Raw genomic sequence first — 13,092 nt, forward strand, 5'->3', positions numbered from 1 at the left:
CTTTGATTATCCTTTCCGCATCTCCGATGCGGCCTTGCGCTACGCCGCTCCGACTACCGTAATCGTCGTGCTTTGCAGCGGCGCCGACGCATTACCTAGTCGAAGCTGCCAGTTCAGCGTGACGTCGATATGCGCACCCGACTGACCTGCTCCGTCGTTGATCGGCTGCGCCGTCACTGATACCAGCGTCACTCGCGGCTCCCACCGCGCGATTGCCGTCGTCAGTTCGCTCACGATCGCCGGCAACGCCCGATCGATCGGATGATCGAGGTAACGCCAGATGTTTGAGCCGAATGTCGGCCTCAGCGGATCGGTGCCCTGCGGCGTCGTCGCGATTATCCCCAGGCACTGCTTCACGTCGTCGATTCCTTCAACCACCTCGCCAATCGCATCGAGCTTGAGCGACCAGTCCGCCGACCGGATATCTTCCAGCGAGATTGCGCCGACCGCCATCGTCAGCCCGCCACCACATCGCTGCTGGCCGTCACGATTCTTCCGACTAGCGTGCCGCCGTCGCTGTCCTGCACCTGGACCAAATCCCCCAGTCGCGCAACGCCGGCGACTTCGCCGCTGCCAAGCTGAACCTGCCCCGCGCCCCTGATAGTCACATTGCCGCCGGTATCGATTTCGATTTGTGCCCCGCTCGACGTCAGTTGAAAGTTCGCCCCCTCGGGCAGATTGATCGACATCGAATGATTGCCGCCGTCATACTTAATCTCGGCGCCGTCGTTGAACTGAAACTCGAGCAGATGCGCGCCGCGGTCATACTCGACGCTGGTGCCGTCTCGAAACCCGAAGCGCACGACGTCGGCACTGCTCGCCGGCGGCGGGTCCTCGCTCGAATAGATCGCGCCCAGCACCGCGCCGTCTTCGTCGCGAACATCCATCAGGCAGACCACCTGCTCGCCGACATCCGGCAGCCAGTAGCTCTTGTCATTTTTGGTCTTCGCGAACACGACCGGCAGCCACCACGAGATGACGTTGTCGTAATCCGGAAATACTACTCGCACCTTTGCCAGCGCAGGATCCTGCTCACGCACAATACCAACTCGAAACGCCGGAAGCCTCGAGTACGACGGACCGGCATAGGCCGCTAAATCTTTCATCGTGTGTATCTGAGTCCTGTTTCGAGACTAACTGGATTACTCATTTCGCATTTCCGATTCTGTTCGCGGCAATTGATGTCGTATAGCCACTCGCTCGATCGATTCGATGATGCGCAGTCTCAATTTGATAAATGCCGTCCAGCGCTTTCCAACCCTCGACTAGTACATTGCTCCCCGCTACCAGCTTTGTATTCCCTGGACCCTCGATTCGCATCTCGATCGATTCCGCGTTGTGCAATTCGAGCGCGGCGAGCGCCTTCGCCGACGCCTGAACCCCGTTTTCGCACCGCCTCACGATCTTAAGAATGTCTGCACCCGGCGCCGCGTGCGTCGCAGAGGCCGTCCCCGCGATCAATTGCTTCGTCGCGGGATCGAAGTATGAAACCTGCGCGCCGCCGTAAATTCGCCGAGTCCGGTTCTTGAACGAAAATCCGATCGCATCCGCACGCGACATCGTCACCGCGGCCGGGATCGCCTTCAACGCCGCGCAAGAGTAGAAAATGAGTTGCGAACCTCGAACCGTGAAATCGTAACCGTGCTCGATTGCCAGGCGCTTCAGAAATTCAAGATCGGTCTCGAGCCGCTGCGTAATTCGCTCAAACCCGATTCCACCTTCCTCGCTCTCTGCCGCCGCGATAAATTCGAGATCGTACTTCGCCGCGATGCCTCTCGCGATTTCCGTCACTGTCTGCTTCTCGTACCCGGCGCTGTTCCGCGTCCGCATCGCCGGCGTGATATACGACGCCAGGCCGCGCAGCCGCATCGTGTCCGGCGGTCCATCAAGCTCCAGTTCGTCCAGTTGAAAGTCCCCGCAATTGAATAGCTGCTCGCCGCGATAGCCAATCTGTACGTTCATCTGATCGCCCAGAACCGGATACCACGACCCTTGCCAGCGCTGCTGATGATCCTCGACCTGGATCTCGACCTCTCCGGAAGCTGCACTCAGCCTGTCGCTATAGCTAATCGCCAGTATCATCTGAGAAGTCTCAGTTGTTATCTCGACTCCATTGTAAGTGAGTACCCACTCTGGCGAGCGAACCTCAGATTCGATGTCTATAGCCATTACGCAGAAGCAGTCTTCGATCTCCACGGCGGCAGATCGGCGCTGACTACGGTACTCTCGGGTAATATAGGCACGTCGATCGTGATGCCCGCTTCAAATACTGGTTCGATTACTACTTTTGGATTCGCTCTTATTATTGGCGCGTATAGTGTGGCTATTCCGTAGTATCTATACGCGAGCAGGTCCCATCGTTCGCCTTGAGTAGTTACATGAACGACGAACCCCGCTTGATTAGTCATCGCGCGGCGCTCCGTACTATCGCGTTCACCGCTACATCACCGGCTTGCAGCGCCGGGCCTGTCGCGCCGCTCGCCGCTCGAAGTTGCAGCAATGCCGAAACTCCCTCCGCTCCCGCCGACTTTGAATTCTCCGCCGGCGCGATCAACGGCGCCGGCGCGGCAAGGATTTCTGGTCCGTCCGTCGTGACCCACTCCTTCAGCGACAGCGTCACGTTGATCGCTATCGGCGTCCCCAACGCGCTTGATTGATGCGTTCGAAATGCCATCGAGTGAATCACGAAGAAGCCCCGAAACCCTCCGTTGCCGAACACCAACGGTAACGCGCGATGCGCCGCGGCGGTCGATCTCAGCAATGACAATTGTGCGCTCGGATCGGTGAATGACGAATGCAGCATTATCTCCAGCTTCAGCCGCTCCAGCCCGTTTCCCAGCCATTGCAGCCGCGGCCGGCCTTCCAGCACGCGATGCTCCGCGAAATCGTACTCGCGCATCGACTCGAACGTCTCCGGCGATCCGATCACTTCAAACAAAATGTCTCCCAAAACTGCGAACACTCGATGCTCCTTCAGTACTCGGTGCGCTCGCGGCGTCCGGCTTCCTGCTGCAGTTCGTCGAATAGTTGCTCGCGATGCTTTCTGAGCGCGCTTGCCACCAGGTGTTCGATGTCGCCTCGATCGCCGCCGTTGTGAATGATCACTGTCGGCGCCGAGTGAATTGAAATACCTGGCGAGGGTTCTCCTGAAGTTCGCGACTGCCGCCCGCGGGCTGGCTCCGCGAATTCCGCCCGGTTGATTCGTGGCGCCGCGACGATCGCTTTCGCTGCAACTGCCGCCGCCGTATCGAACAGCGCCGTGGGTTCGCCAACCCGTCCGATTGCCACTCGCCCGCCCGATCGATCCTCCGCCGCTGCATACGCACGCCCTCCGCTGAGACCCGATTCACGATTCGCCCACCCGCTAACCATCGCCGCCTTCATCGAGGTGCTCCGCAGCAAATGAGCCACGTCGGCTATTCGATCACTTCCACGCGCTATCGATTCCGCCATTCCCGTTTGCTTTCCGATTCGCGCCGCGTTGCCCCCCGATTGTCCCGCCGCGGCGATTTCCGACTTCGGCATGGCTCTCGATGCGGCCGCGCTCTGCCCAAGTCCGTCTCCCACCGCGATGCCTTCTTCGATCCGCTCGACGTTGCGGATACTTTCCGCTGCCATCCAGGCACGTCTCCAGCTCAGCTCCTTCGGCATCACCGCTTGTCGCTGCCCGAACAGATCGATCGCACCGTTCATCGCGGCGATACTGGCCGCGAATCTCGCCGCGACATCTGCGCCGGGAAGATTCGACACGCCACCATCAGTTTGATCCGGGTCCATTCCAGCCGCTCCGCGCGGCGAATCAGATCCGTGCGCGCTCCCCACCTCCGCGATCTTCCTGCTCGCGCTAACCACTGAAATGCCTGCGCGCAAAAGTTCGCCGAGTCGTTGCACCTCACCGAGCGCGCGTATCGAGCCCGCCCTTCGCGGATTCTCATTCATGCTTGTTCGTCGCGGCATTTGTGATCTGCTGTTCAGCTCCCGAAATCCTGTTGCCTAGTGCCGCGCCTCGAATCCTGCTCGATCGAAAGGACGCCGTTGCGAAGTCGCGACCTCCACCCGCATCGGCCGGCCCGCCAGTTCCTTGCCGTTCAACAGGCTGAGAGCCGCGTTCGCAGCTTCCTCGGTCGCCATCTCGACAAACCCGAAACCTCGCGAGCGCCCGTCCAGCCGATCGCGCACGATTTCTGCCCGCACTACGGCGCCCGCCTCGGCAAAAGCCTCGTGCAGGTCGCTGTCGCCCAGGGCAAATCCGAGATTTCCTATGAATAGCCTCATTCCCATTTTACTCACCGTTCTCGACTAGCCATTTGCACTCAAATCTAATAGTCAGTTTGAAGAACTGACTATTGATGCCCTCCGCCGCGTTCGATGCCGGCGCGTTCGTACTCAGCCATCGCATCGAGCCAGTACGACAACTCCGCAAAATCCATCTCGCTCAGTTCCCGGACCGTGAATCCGGATCGAACGAGTCCTGCGAAGCTCGCTGCGGAGGGCGCTCGAAATTTTCGCCGACTACCTCCGCCTGCAGCGCCAGCACATCGGCGAGGTCCATCTCGAGCACGTCTTCGTACACCACTTTTCGCCCGTCCACCCGCGCCAATTCCGCGATCAGCGCGAACACCACTGCGCTCGCATCGCCTCCCGCAGCCACCCGCTGCGCCCGCATCAGATCGCGTCCCAGCCCCTTGCGCACTTCCGCCCGCGCGCCGGAAGGAAGTTCGATCGCCCGGCTGCTTTCCTGATCCTGCTCCGGATCTTTGACTCGCACGCCATTCACCTTAAGGTCTTCCGTCATCGTCGTCCGCTCCCGCTATTCAGCCCGGCCGATTTTGCCTCAGCCTCCGACATGCGATCGAAAATTCGACAACTGATCGACGCCGCCGACTACGTAGATGTTGGCGAACACGTCGTACAAGTATATTTGCACGCCGCCGACGAATAGTTCGCAGTGATAGATACTGACTACTGACGTCGTCTCGACCATGTGATGCTGCCGAAAGGTCGGACTGCCCGCATCTTTGAAGACTCCCGTCATCATGTACACCACCGCGAGTTCGGCGCTGCGCCCCTGGCTGGTGTACTGCTCCAGGTTCCCGCGCGCCTGGAACAGATGCGTCTTGAAGGGACTCGCCGACATCGCCAGCGTCTCCGCATCGAAGGACGACCACTTGATGCGCGATTCCAGCTTCTCGACGCCCGCCCACAGCTCGGCGGTTCCCGCCATGCCGAGCCCCTTGTAGTCGATCATCTTGTGCTTGGGATGCGCTATCTCGATCTCTTCGGCTCGTCCCAGCAGCCCGACTCCGTCGATATATATATTTGCATTAGTCAGTGAATTGATCTGGATATTCATTTGGCTATTCCTGTCAGAGCACTCCTGCGTCCACGGTGATTGGGCTCGTTTGACCGAGATGCTCGAGCAGCGTCACGTCGATAAAGGCTTTGAACGTGATTCGCTCCGCCGGCGGCGGCGGCATCACGTCGATATCGAAGGTCAGTTGGCCTGCCGCTATTTGCGCCGGCGGATTCTCGGCCGGATCGAAACTCGCCGCACCCGCCGCCAGTGCACCGCGCTGAATCAATGACCGGATGAACGCGTTCACGCTCGCCAGGATCGCATCGATCAACGCATTCGAGATCGGCTGATCGATAAACTCCAGCATCGCCAGTTCGACCGACTCCTCGATCACGTCCATCGTCCGCCGCACCGAAATGAAATTGTCCGCCGCCGCCGCCGACGGATACGCCGCGCTGCGATTTCCCCACACCCGCAGCCCCGTCGCGAACGCATTGAACACCGTCACGATCCCGGCCGCGTTCAGGCTATTCACGTCCGACGCCGGATCCAGGATCGACGCGTAGAGCTGGATGTCGGGACCGAGAATTCCCGCCACCGGCGTGTTCGACGGCGACCACCAATATCCTTTGGCCAGGTCCCGCGCCGCCATTCCGCCCGCCACCCATTGCGAATAGGGGCCGACCGCGTTCGCATTGAGTTTCGCGATCACCGGCGCCCCCGACGAGTCGAGCGTCACTCCCGTCGGAACGATCCCAGCGTCGAAGAACGTCTCCTGCGGGAAGCACAGCATCGCCCGCTTGCTCGACGATCCGAATGCGTTTTGACTGTCGTTCCGATTCGCGATCGCCGCCGCCACCGAGGTCGATGCCGGCGAATCGATCAGCGCCATCGCGCGGATCTTGTCCGCCAGCGTGCTCATCGGCGTCGCCACATCCGCGCTTTGCGAGAATCTCGGCGCGATCAGTATCTTCGCAAAAAATCCCAGCGTGCCGTACGTCGTCTGCAGCGCCTGCAAGCCGCTATAAACGCCGCCCGTCACCGAGCCGATCACGTCCGAGTCCGTCACCTTCGAAGGATCTGCGTACCGAAACGAGACCAGTACCGTCGCGCCCGGCGCGATACTTCCGCCCGACTCGCTTGCGACCATCTTGATAATGCCGTTGATGGCATCGACCGTATAGTCAGTTCCCTCCGAGTAAGTAGTACCCGCCGGTGAACTTGTGACTACTACATTCGACACGCCCATGTGGCCGAGATTAATCACGCCTTGCGTGTTGAATGTGAATGCAGTCGCTCCGATTGAGGTGAAATGCACCGCCGGATCGAATACGTTCACCACGATCACCTGCCCCGCGCCTTGCCCCTGGATCGCCGCCAGCGCGTAGGGAATCGTGTAGCCGCGCGTCAGCGGCCCGAACTTGGCCGCGTCGATCGCCGACGAAACCAGCGTCGGCTGGTTCGGCGCCGGAATCCCTGGCTGCGATGCCACTGCCCATTCGGGCGCGGTGCCGACCAGCCCGATCACGGCTGACTTGACCACCGTTACTGGCACCGGCCCATTAGGCACTTCGATTACTTCAATACCGTGCAAAAAACTCGCTGGCATGTATCACCTGTTACCTGGTTGAGCCGACTGGCTATTCGCGCGGCGCGACTGACTATTGCTTTCTAACGCTTCTAGTTGATTGGCTGGCTATCGCCCGATTCCACGATTCCCCGCTCTCCGTACGAATACGCGATTTCCACCGTATCCTCCGCAGCAGCCGCGCCGCCCGCAATGACCGTAACGATTCCGTCTGCTCGATCCGATTCGTAGTCCGTGCCCTCGATCAATTGCGCATTCGTTTCGTCGCTGATTCTCAAATCAAGGACATTCTGATGCGGAAGATGAATTTTTCCCTCGCCATCGAATGTGTACGGCGCCGCCGCCACCTCGATCGCGGTGATTCCGCCTTTCTCCAGCGCAATCCCTCTGATGAATGCCGGGAACTCCTCCGCTTCCGATCGCTCCAGCGCGAGCGTCGCCACCGCGAACGTCAGCGCGTAGATCCAGACTCCGCCCTGCTTTTCCCGCTCCACGAATTTCTCGCGGATCGGATGCATCTTGCGGCAGCCCGCGATTGCGTACCCCGTCAGCGCTCCTCGCACCGCTTCGATAATCGCGTAGGCGCCCGGACTCGGCCCCGACGCCTCGCTGCCCACGCTCCATCCGAGATCGCGCATCATCAGCGCCACCTCGAACTCGAGCGTCCGTTCCTGGATCACCGCCGCCGTGTCGAGTTGCTTCCCGTACGTCGCGCCCCGGTAAATCACCAGCGCACTGCCGACCCGATGCGTCATCCGCCAGGTCTCGGGCCGGTCGGGATAGTGCACGACCTCGATCGACTGAATCTGCGAGCGCAATCGCGCGACGATTGCTGCTTCGATCGTACCGACGTCGGTCGGAGTCGGCGGCGCAAACGCTTCGCCCGCCCATGGCCCGTCAATCATCGCGCCCATTCCTAGTAGCCCTTCAACGTTTTGCGATTGAATATTCGACCGGGCCCACGCCCGATTTCGTCTGAAGCCGCCGCGGGTTCACTGCCGTCCGCTCCGAGCCCCAACGTCAGCTCGCCGGCCGCAACCTTGCCGAGCAGCGCGATCGCGTCCTCATATCGTTTTCGCGCATCTGCCAGATCGTGCAGCGGCCTGAGCGACTGCAGGCGATACATCGCGATATCCGTGGCGAGGCGGCTCAACACGGCCGGTGAGTCCGCAATCGGAAGCGCGAACCGCCCTTCGATATATCCGTCGATCTCCGCCGACGCGTCGTTCAGCGCTTGCAGAATCGGCTCCTGCTGAATCGTGCTCGAGCTTGGATCTTCATTGGTCAGCTGCACCAAATCGCGATTCGGATACCGGCTGATCATGTCCTGGACTGTCGCGTAACTCATTTCTTCAATCCTTGGCCGCGTTCGCCGGTTCCGCTCACTTGCAGGCCCTTAAGGTCTCTCCGCGGGCGCCGATGAAGGGCTTCGCCCGCGGAGAGATGCACGCGCGCTCCGGCATCGCAGGCAGGAGGAAGCACCTGCGATCTTCCGGCCTGGGGAGTGTTGCATTCTCATTGGGTATTTCGCCGAATAGCGAATGACTAATCAGGAGAGATACTCACTGACTATCAGGTCGGCGCTGTCGCGCCACACGTTCGAGGTCGCTACGCTCGCGCTCGCTCCGACCCCGGCGGTGATTTCCGCGTGCAGCAACTGGCGCGCCACTTCCTCGAGTGCGGTCGGCACCAGGAGATATGCGCCCTTGCGGCTCGACAACGCGCCGAACGGCTGCCCCGCGTCGGTCTTGAATGACCTCATCGCCGAGCGCGCCGCCCCGTAGTTCGCAGGATTGCTGAGGTCCGTGTTGCTCGCGTACGCGAGCTGCCAGAGCCCGACGCCGGTGTTCGCGCGGCCGTCGACGCCGTACCGGAATTCGCGGCGGTTGAACACCGCCTCGTCCGTCACCGCGCTCATCCGCGTCACTGCGTATTCGCGCCGGAGCTGGAAGATGAACGGCCGGATCGCCCGCGCTGCGTCGATCACGAACCAGTACGGACCCGACCCCGAACTGTTGATGTTCGACGCGCTCGCGCCCGCCTGCCCCATCAGTCCCACCGGATGCGTCGCAGAGAAAAACGCCTGCCCGTCGAAGCCCACCACGTTCGACGGATTCGTCACCGCGTCCTTGATCATCGTGAACAGCAGCATGTCCGGATGCACCTTCGTGTCCCACCCGAGCTGCTCGATGATCGGCTCGTACACCCCGTACGAGTCGTCTTCGATATCGTTGCGATCGATCGAGACCGTGTCTTCGAAGTTCTTGTTCACGATCGTGTACGAGTGCGTCTCCAGCGCCTGCACGACGCGATCGCCCAGCCACTCGCGGAATTTCGTTGTCCGCCCAAGCCACGGATACGTCGTCTGGCGCGATCCCGATCGCACCACGCTCGAGATCTGCTCGTAGTACGACGGCGGCTTGTCGAACCCGCGCTGGAACACGACGTCGTAGCCGGTGAACAATGCGGTCAGGTTTGCTGCGCTGATTTCCATCTCTTTCTTCCTCGTCCTCGCGGATTGCTTCGCGATCGTTTACGCGGCGCTGGTCGCCTGATGCCAAAAATCGACCCACACCTGCCCGCTGCTGTCGATCGCCACCACCTGGCCCGCCGCCGCGTACTGCTGCACCGACGCGCCCGACGCCCGATCCGCCGCCCCGACCGTGTTGTCGTCCACCGCGAAGCACGCGAGCCCGACCTGCGCCGCTCCGATCGTTCCGTCATTGGCGAACATGAACACGCCCTTGCGCGCCACGATCGAAATCGCCCCTGCCGCGCCCGGATTGTTGATTGCATTCTGTCCCGGCGTGCCGTGATGCATCCGCTCGGCGCGCCCGATCACCTTCTGCGCGTTGGCCGTGGTCGTCGTCGCCGACGCCGGCGCCGCGTTGCCCGCGGCATTCAGCGCCACCATCGCGCCCAGGTAAATGTTGGTGTTCGCTTCCACCGGATACACCCGGATTCGGCCGCCATCGGCCATCTCGGGCGTGTTTCGCGAATTGGTTAAAGCCGCCATCTTGTTTCACCCTCGTCGATGCGTGCTCGCGGCCGCGCCGGCCGCGCCCTACGCGAGTTAGTCGTGCTCGGTCTGCAGGTCGCCGCGCTCGAGGCTCAGAAAATCCGCGCGCCCGCTCTTTCGCATCAGGTAGTCCGAATGCTTCAGCCCGAGTTGCGCGCAGATCGCGATCTCCGCCGCGCCCAGATTGCTCGCGCGCTTCTCCGCTCCCGCGACGCGACCCAGCGCCGGCTCCCGCCCCAGGATTTGCGGCTGCTTCGCCGCGAACGCCTCGAATCCCTTGCCATCGGCCGCGCAGTAGGCGATCGCCCATTCGCGCTGCGCCGGCGAGAGCTTGCCCGCCCGAATCGCCTCTTCCACCACCTGCGACGCCTGCTCCCGAGCGCGCTCAGCCTTGAGCACGTTCAGTTCCGTCAGCGCCCGCTCGAATTCCGCGACCGCCACGTATCGCGCCGGATCGGGAACGCCGGCGCTCATCGCCGCCTCGATTCGCGCTGCCGCCGCGCACTTCTCCTTCACCGCCGCGATAATCTGATCGGCCTGCGCTTCGCATCCGAGCCCCAGCGCCTCGCACAGCTCTTTCACAAATTCGTTTTGCATTGCTTCGTCCTTCGGATTCGCAGCCGCGATCTTTGCCGCCGCGATCGCTGTCAGATGCAGATTTGGATTGTTCGTCAGTCCGGCCCGCAGCAGCCTCGTCACGCGCCCGTCGCTCGGATCGAATTGAAAAACCGGCGAGATGTACCGATACTCGCGCGCCACGATCGCCGCCGCCGCCCGCGCCGTCCACTCGACCCGCCCCCAGATTGCTCCCGCGCGCGCGTGGAGCTCGCGTATCCAGCCCGCCGCCGGCGCCGGCCGTCCCTCGGGCGCCGCGAAGTCAGTCGCGTGATCGTAGTCGATCGGCAGTCCTGCCTTCATTCCGAGCGCCACGGTCGATTCGATTACCTCGCCCGGATCCGCCAGCCGAAACGGACCGCGTCCGTCGCGTCCGTGAAACTCCCCCGCCGGCAGCAACTCGATCCACTCGGGCGCCGCGCCTGCTCCGCCTTCCGGATTCCCGGAGGCGGGCGCACCGGCGGTATCGACTACGAACGAGGGAATCAGTTTGCCCGCCCGCGTTTCGTCTTCACCGCCGATGCGTGTCGTGAAGTGATCCATCGAGGCGCATTCTGCATCGCACCGCGAAATTGGATAAGGCTGAACCGTTCAGCCCTGAACTCTTGTGGCATTCTCTACAAATTGTAGAGTCGGATTCCGCCGTGATTTTTCCGGCGCCTCCGTGCGCCGTCCCGCGCGAGCGATCTCGCTCCGGCTCTCGCTTCCCTCTCCGCTCCCTGTTACAAATTCCGGCGCATCGCCTCGAACACCGATGCGCATCTTCCACTTCGTTCGCAAAGGACCTGCATGAAATCCGATCGGATCGTGATCGAACTAAGCGCGCTGCACGTCGAGCGCGACGCCGTCATCCTCGACCGCATCGATTGGCAAGTGCGGCGCGGCGAGAACTGGGCAATCCTCGGCGCCAACGGCAGCGGCAAGACCTCGATGCTCCGCGCGTTGACCGGCTACCTCCCGCCGACCTCCGGGCAAATCAGCGTTCTCGGCGAAACCTACGGCCGTTTCGATTGGCGTGTCTTGCGCGAGCGCATCGGCCTCGTCAGTTCGAGCGTGCACCAGATGATGGACGACAACGAGTCAGCCGTGCGCGCGGTGATCAGCGGACGCTATGCGCAAATCGGCTATTGGGGCGGCGTCAAACCGCGCGATCGCCGCGACGGCCTCGCGATCCTGCGCCGCGTCGAGGCCATCACCCTCCGCGATCGCCCGTGGCGCCATCTCTCGCAAGGCGAGCGCCAGCGCGTGCTGATCGGCCGCGCACTGATGGCCGCGCCCAAACTCCTCATCCTCGACGAACCCTGCGCCGGCCTCGATCCCGTCGCCCGCGAGCGCTTCCTCCAATTCCTCACCCGTCTCGCGCGCCGCCGCAGCGCGCCGACGATGGTACTCGTCACCCATCATGTCGAGGAAATCGTCGCCCTCTTCTCGCACGTGATCATCCTGAAGTCCGGCTCCGTCCTCGCCGCCGGTCCGCGCGCCCGCGTGCTGAATTCGCGCAACCTCTCGATTGCCTTCGATGCTCCAGTCCGCCTCGCGAACAAGCGCGGACGCTATTCCCTCACCGTCCGTCCCGCTTCCGAACTCGTGATGTAATCTCTTCTCGAAGATCGCTGCTCGTGCTGATGATCGTTCCCTACGTTCTCGCGCGCTCTCAAGCCTTTTCCGATTTGTCCGCTGCAAAATGAAAAGCGCCAAACCCGTTCGGATTTGGCGCCTTCATCGATTTTAATTTCCCCCGGATTTTACGGAGTCGATACGGTCCCCAAGGTAGTCGGCAGCACTCCTACCGGCACCGGGCTTCCACCCGCCGTCGCATTGACCTGCGTCACCGTCTGAGTCGACGACTTACTCAACCCCGGACTGATCGAGATAGTCGCGTTGAAATCGAATTGCCCAAACCCGCCAGCCGAAATCGGCAGCGGCGTCGTAAATGTCAGCGTAGCCGAGCCCGGCAGGTTCGGCTGAACCGTAAACCCGAGCGGAGCCATCGCACTGCTTCCGCCCGCAGGCGCCGTCGCGCCGGCGCTCAGTCCGATCGATGACAAAAGCCCCGTGTCGCTGATTCCTACGACCAGCGAGCTAACCTGCACCGGCTGACCGCTGTTGTTGGTAAGCTTCATGCTGCCATTTGGCAGCTTCGTTCCCGGCGCTCCCGAGTTCGACGACGGAGTGGTCTGCACCACTAGTCCCCCCGGCGTCGGTGTGGCAGTTGGCGTCCGCGTCGCCGTGCGAGTCGCAGTCCGAGTGGCGGTCCTGGTCGCCGTGCGAGTCGCAGTCCGCGTTGGCGTTCGGGTCGCGGTTCTCGACGCAGTCCTCGTCGCGGTTCGAGTCGTGGTTCTCGAGGCTGTCCTCGTCGCTGTTCGAGTCGCTGTCCTGGTGGCCGTTCGAGTCGCGGTGCGAGTCGCCGTCTTCACTGGAGTACCCGTAGCGCTCGGCGTCTTTGTCGCGGTTCGAGTTGCCGTGCGCGTCGCAGTCCTGGTGGCTGTTCGAGTCGCAGTGCGAGTCGCCGTCTTCACTGGAGTACCCGTAGCGCTCGGCGTCTTTGTCGCGGTTCTCGACGCACTCCTCGTC

At 62.1% G+C, this 13,092-nt stretch carries 17 protein-coding genes and 1 pseudogene; 1 reads left to right on the forward strand and 17 read right to left on the reverse strand.

Annotated features, from left to right (window positions below):
* Positions 1–39: 39 nt before the first annotated feature.
* From Q7S58_RS13965 to Q7S58_RS14030, 15 genes are all read right to left on the reverse strand, one after another.
* The gene (locus Q7S58_RS13965) at positions 40–453 is read right to left on the reverse strand and encodes a GPW/gp25 family protein (protein WP_304826737.1); all 414 of its coding nucleotides are present in this window, start codon (positions 451–453) and stop codon (positions 40–42) included.
* A 2-nt stretch (positions 454–455) separates the two neighbouring features.
* Positions 456–1,106 carry a phage baseplate assembly protein V gene (locus Q7S58_RS13970; RefSeq protein ID WP_304826740.1) on the reverse strand — a complete coding sequence of 217 codons (651 nt, stop codon included), beginning with the start codon at positions 1,104–1,106 and terminating at the stop codon, positions 456–458.
* Positions 1,107–1,146: 40 nt separating this feature from the next.
* Positions 1,147–2,082 carry a phage late control D family protein gene (locus Q7S58_RS13975; protein WP_304826743.1) on the reverse strand — a complete coding sequence of 312 codons (936 nt, stop codon included), beginning with the start codon at positions 2,080–2,082 and terminating at the stop codon, positions 1,147–1,149.
* An 86-nt stretch (positions 2,083–2,168) separates the two neighbouring features.
* Positions 2,169–2,408 carry a tail protein X gene (locus Q7S58_RS22225; RefSeq protein WP_370655520.1) on the reverse strand — a complete coding sequence of 80 codons (240 nt, stop codon included), beginning with the start codon at positions 2,406–2,408 and terminating at the stop codon, positions 2,169–2,171.
* On the reverse strand, positions 2,405–2,962 hold the full coding sequence (locus Q7S58_RS13980; protein WP_304826746.1) for a phage tail protein: 558 nt from the start codon (positions 2,960–2,962) through the stop codon (positions 2,405–2,407). The genes Q7S58_RS22225 and Q7S58_RS13980 overlap by 4 nt, the downstream gene beginning before the upstream one ends.
* An 11-nt stretch (positions 2,963–2,973) precedes the next feature.
* On the reverse strand, positions 2,974–3,777 hold the full coding sequence (locus tag Q7S58_RS13985; RefSeq protein ID WP_304826749.1) for a hypothetical protein: 804 nt from the start codon (positions 3,775–3,777) through the stop codon (positions 2,974–2,976).
* 216 nt (positions 3,778–3,993) lie between these two features.
* Entirely contained in the window at positions 3,994–4,275 is a 282-nt protein-coding gene (locus Q7S58_RS13990) for a hypothetical protein (RefSeq protein WP_304826750.1), read from the reverse strand.
* A 160-nt stretch (positions 4,276–4,435) separates the two neighbouring features.
* Positions 4,436–4,795, reverse strand: a complete 360-nt coding sequence (locus Q7S58_RS13995; protein ID WP_304826753.1) for a phage tail assembly protein — start codon at positions 4,793–4,795, stop codon at positions 4,436–4,438.
* Positions 4,796–4,834: 39 nt separating this feature from the next.
* Entirely contained in the window at positions 4,835–5,353 is a 519-nt protein-coding gene (locus tag Q7S58_RS14000) for a phage major tail tube protein (RefSeq protein WP_304826756.1), read from the reverse strand.
* 13 nt (positions 5,354–5,366) lie between these two features.
* Positions 5,367–6,905, reverse strand: a complete 1,539-nt coding sequence (locus Q7S58_RS14005) for a phage tail sheath subtilisin-like domain-containing protein (RefSeq protein WP_304826759.1) — start codon at positions 6,903–6,905, stop codon at positions 5,367–5,369.
* 71 nt (positions 6,906–6,976) lie between these two features.
* Positions 6,977–7,798 (reverse strand): Gp37 family protein, encoded by an 822-nt coding sequence (locus tag Q7S58_RS14010; protein ID WP_304826762.1) that lies wholly within the window; start codon positions 7,796–7,798, stop codon positions 6,977–6,979.
* Positions 7,799–7,800: 2 nt separating this feature from the next.
* Complete coding sequence (locus tag Q7S58_RS14015; protein ID WP_304826765.1) at positions 7,801–8,232, reverse strand: gp436 family protein; 432 nt, start codon at positions 8,230–8,232, stop codon at positions 7,801–7,803.
* A 201-nt stretch (positions 8,233–8,433) separates the two neighbouring features.
* Positions 8,434–9,378, reverse strand: coding sequence for a Mu-like prophage major head subunit gpT family protein (locus Q7S58_RS14020; RefSeq protein WP_304826768.1), 945 nt, complete (start codon positions 9,376–9,378; stop codon positions 8,434–8,436).
* A 39-nt stretch (positions 9,379–9,417) separates the two neighbouring features.
* Entirely contained in the window at positions 9,418–9,900 is a 483-nt protein-coding gene (locus tag Q7S58_RS14025) for a hypothetical protein (RefSeq protein ID WP_304826772.1), read from the reverse strand.
* Positions 9,901–9,957: 57 nt separating this feature from the next.
* Positions 9,958–11,061, reverse strand: coding sequence for a phage protease (locus tag Q7S58_RS14030; RefSeq protein WP_304826775.1), 1,104 nt, complete (start codon positions 11,059–11,061; stop codon positions 9,958–9,960).
* Positions 11,062–11,307: 246 nt separating this feature from the next.
* Here Q7S58_RS14030 and Q7S58_RS14035 point away from each other — a divergent pair, with 246 nt between their 5' ends.
* Positions 11,308–12,114 (forward strand): ABC transporter ATP-binding protein, encoded by an 807-nt coding sequence (locus Q7S58_RS14035; protein WP_304826778.1) that lies wholly within the window; start codon positions 11,308–11,310, stop codon positions 12,112–12,114.
* Between the two features lie 149 nt (positions 12,115–12,263).
* Here the strand turns inward: Q7S58_RS14035 and Q7S58_RS14040 are convergent, their stop codons facing one another.
* Together Q7S58_RS14040 and Q7S58_RS14045 are read right to left on the reverse strand one after the other, a co-directional pair.
* The gene (locus Q7S58_RS14040; RefSeq protein WP_304826781.1) at positions 12,264–12,641 is read right to left on the reverse strand and encodes a hypothetical protein; all 378 of its coding nucleotides are present in this window, start codon (positions 12,639–12,641) and stop codon (positions 12,264–12,266) included.
* Positions 12,601–13,092: pseudogene (locus tag Q7S58_RS14045) on the reverse strand (hypothetical protein); the annotation flags it as partial. The gene Q7S58_RS14040 and the pseudogene Q7S58_RS14045, both read right to left, overlap by 41 nt.

The sequence above is a fragment of the Candidatus Binatus sp. genome, from assembly GCF_030646925.1.
Taxonomy (GTDB): Bacteria; Desulfobacterota; Binatia; order Binatales; family Binataceae; genus Binatus.

What these genes read in the sequence shown, in the direction of transcription:
- Q7S58_RS13965 (WP_304826737.1), bottom strand. Translation starts at nt 453, where the DNA reads ATGGCGGTCGGCGCAATCTCGCTGGAAGATATCCGGTCGGCGGACTGG.
- Q7S58_RS13970 (WP_304826740.1), bottom strand. Translation starts at nt 1,106, where the DNA reads ATGAAAGATTTAGCGGCCTATGCCGGTCCGTCGTACTCGAGGCTTCCG.
- Q7S58_RS13975 (WP_304826743.1), bottom strand. Translation starts at nt 2,082, where the DNA reads ATGATACTGGCGATTAGCTATAGCGACAGGCTGAGTGCAGCTTCCGGA.
- Q7S58_RS22225 (WP_370655520.1), bottom strand. Translation starts at nt 2,408, where the DNA reads ATGACTAATCAAGCGGGGTTCGTCGTTCATGTAACTACTCAAGGCGAA.
- Q7S58_RS13985 (WP_304826749.1), bottom strand. Translation starts at nt 3,777, where the DNA reads ATGGACCCGGATCAAACTGATGGTGGCGTGTCGAATCTTCCCGGCGCA.
- Q7S58_RS13990 (WP_304826750.1), bottom strand. Translation starts at nt 4,275, where the DNA reads ATGAGGCTATTCATAGGAAATCTCGGATTTGCCCTGGGCGACAGCGAC.
- Q7S58_RS13995 (WP_304826753.1), bottom strand. Translation starts at nt 4,795, where the DNA reads ATGACGGAAGACCTTAAGGTGAATGGCGTGCGAGTCAAAGATCCGGAG.
- Q7S58_RS14000 (WP_304826756.1), bottom strand. Translation starts at nt 5,353, where the DNA reads ATGAATATCCAGATCAATTCACTGACTAATGCAAATATATATATCGAC.
- Q7S58_RS14005 (WP_304826759.1), bottom strand. Translation starts at nt 6,905, where the DNA reads ATGCCAGCGAGTTTTTTGCACGGTATTGAAGTAATCGAAGTGCCTAAT.
- Q7S58_RS14010 (WP_304826762.1), bottom strand. Translation starts at nt 7,798, where the DNA reads ATGGGCGCGATGATTGACGGGCCATGGGCGGGCGAAGCGTTTGCGCCG.
- Q7S58_RS14015 (WP_304826765.1), bottom strand. Translation starts at nt 8,232, where the DNA reads ATGAGTTACGCGACAGTCCAGGACATGATCAGCCGGTATCCGAATCGC.
- Q7S58_RS14020 (WP_304826768.1), bottom strand. Translation starts at nt 9,378, where the DNA reads ATGGAAATCAGCGCAGCAAACCTGACCGCATTGTTCACCGGCTACGAC.
- Q7S58_RS14025 (WP_304826772.1), bottom strand. Translation starts at nt 9,900, where the DNA reads ATGGCGGCTTTAACCAATTCGCGAAACACGCCCGAGATGGCCGATGGC.
- Q7S58_RS14030 (WP_304826775.1), bottom strand. Translation starts at nt 11,061, where the DNA reads ATGGATCACTTCACGACACGCATCGGCGGTGAAGACGAAACGCGGGCG.
- Q7S58_RS14035 (WP_304826778.1), top strand. Translation starts at nt 11,308, where the DNA reads ATGAAATCCGATCGGATCGTGATCGAACTAAGCGCGCTGCACGTCGAG.
- Q7S58_RS14040 (WP_304826781.1), bottom strand. Translation starts at nt 12,641, where the DNA reads ATGAAGCTTACCAACAACAGCGGTCAGCCGGTGCAGGTTAGCTCGCTG.